Origin of the sequence: Protofrankia sp. Cr1, assembly GCF_963555865.1 — a bacterium.
Taxonomy (GTDB): Bacteria; Actinomycetota; Actinomycetes; order Frankiales; family Frankiaceae; genus Protofrankia.
This window is the reverse complement of sequence record NZ_CAUVXO010000078.1, coordinates 1-2416: the sequence shown is the minus strand read 5'-3', so window position 1 is coordinate 2416 and position 2416 is coordinate 1. Positions and strand designations below refer to the sequence as shown.

At 67.4% G+C, this 2416-nt stretch carries 3 protein-coding genes; all 3 read right to left on the bottom strand.

What is annotated here, in order from left to right; genetic code table 11:
- Positions 1-6: 6 nt before the first annotated feature.
- A complete protein-coding gene (locus tag U9980_RS09355) occupies positions 7-666 on the bottom strand; it encodes a pentapeptide repeat-containing protein (protein WP_322767569.1) in 660 nt (219 codons plus the stop codon).
- Between the two features lie 85 nt (positions 667-751).
- Positions 752-1360 (bottom strand): vWA domain-containing protein, encoded by a 609-nt coding sequence (locus tag U9980_RS09350; RefSeq protein ID WP_322767568.1) that lies wholly within the window; start codon positions 1358-1360, stop codon positions 752-754.
- Between the two features lie 123 nt (positions 1361-1483).
- Positions 1484-2026 (bottom strand): hypothetical protein, encoded by a 543-nt coding sequence (locus U9980_RS09345; protein WP_322767567.1) that lies wholly within the window; start codon positions 2024-2026, stop codon positions 1484-1486.
- Positions 2027-2416: the final 390 nt, after the last annotated feature.

The following is a 2416-nucleotide window of genomic DNA, read 5'->3' as shown; positions in this document are numbered from 1 at the left end:
GGCCGGCTAGTCGTTCTCGGTGACGCTGATGCCCAGCGCACCGGCGAGGGCGTAGGCCAGTGCCGCGATGTCCCGGCTGGACACCGCCGCTCCGCTCATGCTCTCGACCCCGTTCACCTCGACGAGCACGCAGTTGACGAGCCGGGCGCCGTCCATCTGCGCCTTGGCGAACTGCGCGCCGGTCAGATCACAGTCCTCGAAGGTCGCCCCACGAAGGTCGGCGCCGTAGAAGTCCGCCCGTTTGAGGTTGCAGCCCTCGAACAGGGAGTTGCTTATCGCGGTGGACCGGAAGTTCGCCAGGTCCACCCGGCAGTTACGCAGGGTCACGTCCCGCAGCCGCCCGCCGGACCAGGACCATCCCGTCATCCGACAGGTCGTGATCTCCGCCCGGACGAGCGAGGAACTCGTGGCCCGCAGGTTCGCCAGGCTCGACCGCTCGATGACGACGTCGGTCAGCATCGCCCGGGTCAACCGCGAACCGCTCAGGTCCGTGCCGGTGATGCGGCAGCCCTCCAGTTCGATGGACTCGGCCTGGGTGCCCGCCAGATCGCAGCCGTCGAAGACTCGTCGTGTGTACGCCCCGTCGTCGTCGATCTCCGACGCGGGGACGAGGGCCGCGGGGACGGCGGGTGCGGCCGGGCGGCGCGTCGGTCCCGATCGTGGCACCCTCGCTGGGGGCGTATAGGGCACGACCGGCAGTGTAGATGTGGCCGTGCACCATGCCGTGGGCGACACCCTACGAGTCCGAACCCTACGAGTCCGACAGGTCCAGCGGTGCGCCGCTCGCCCGGGTCCGCGAAACCGATCGGGACAGGCTTGCGTAGGCGACGCCGACACCGTCGCCGTCCGGGCTGTAACTCGCGGCCGCTGCCGGGGCGAAGCCCATCTGCCGGGCGTCGGCAACCGCCTTGAGGTCGGCGGACAGGAACGCGAACTGCCAGCCATAGGTGTTCGTCTGCCTGCTGATCGTATTTTTGACCTGCTCGAGGGTCCATTCCTTGGAGGAATTCTCCTGGCCGTCGGTGACGACGGCGAAGACGACCGTCGCCGGACGCTGCTCGTCGGGAAGGTTGCCGAGGAACTCCCCGGTGTCCGCGATGGACCTGCCGAGGGCGTCGAGCAGCGCGGTGGAGCCCCGCGGGACCAGCCGGTATTGCGGGGCTTCGCCGATCGGGATCGCGCCGAAGACCTTCTCGTAGTCGTGGTCGAACTGGTAGAGGCTGATCGTCGCCTGCCCGGGCACGGCGGCCTGCTCGGCGATGAACGACCGGATGCCGCCCTCGGCGTCGTCGCGGATCGCCATCATCGAGCCTGACCGGTCGATCAGCAGGGTGATGTGGGTGTAGCCGGTCTTCGTCATGGAGCGTCCCCTGCCATCGGTCGTCCCGGTCACCCCCATTGTGGTCGCCGTCGCGGCCGTCGTCACGGGGGCGACTGATCGAGCTGGCAGTGGAGAACTACCGCACACTGCGCCACATCCTCGTCAGGCTGCGGCAGCCGTTTCGGCGTAGGGACGGATCTCCCCATTGTCGCAGGCGTCACAACGCACTACCGCCTCCTGCGGACGTCGGCCGATCACTCGGCCGGGTACGGCTCGTACACAGTCACCAGTGTCTCGCGCCGGCGCCTTCCGCCTCCGGCCCCGCAGCAGGGTAAGGCTGAACGCGCCGACGCGAAGCGCGGAGAAGGGCAGTGACACCGATCCGAACACGGCTCGCAGCAGGGTCAGCATCAGGCATTCCAGGACCGACTCCAGGTCGTCCGGCGTGATGTCGACCAGTTCGACCTGCTGCACGTCGATGACGACCGATCCGGTTCCGGGCGTTACCGCTACCGGCACCATCCGGCCCAGGGCGACCGCCTCGAGGCGGGTAGCGATCGGAGTCCCGATCGGACGCTGGTCCGGATCGTCCTTCCTGCCGCGCTGGCAGAGCAGGATGAGCTCGACGGTGGTCCGAACCGAGACTTGGCCCACGCCGAGCACCAGGGGGTGCGGCATTCCCGTCGTGTCCGGGTGGATGTCCACGACCGGGATGCCGAACCGGCAGCTGTATACCGCCTACCTTTTGAAAGAGCGGCTACGGGAGGTGTTCAAAGTCGATGGCGACGCGGGGAAGAAACTCCTCGCGGGCTGGCTGTCCTGGGCTAGTCGCAAGAGCCACTTTGTGGGGAGCGTTATCGTTCGTGGATGTGATGATCGGAGTTTGTTTGTCGTTGGGTACGGTTTTCAGACCGAAAAGCGTACCTGGTGACAAACTCGCGCTGATCTTACCGGTGAACGGGAGGCGCCGGGTGGTTGTGAGCAGGTTCATCGGGCGGCCAGCGGACGTCCCGCCCGGCTGGGCGCACAGCCGGCGCGCGGAATCCGTCGACCTGTTCGAGAGAAGATCTTGTCGGAACCGTCGAGGGGTCAGCA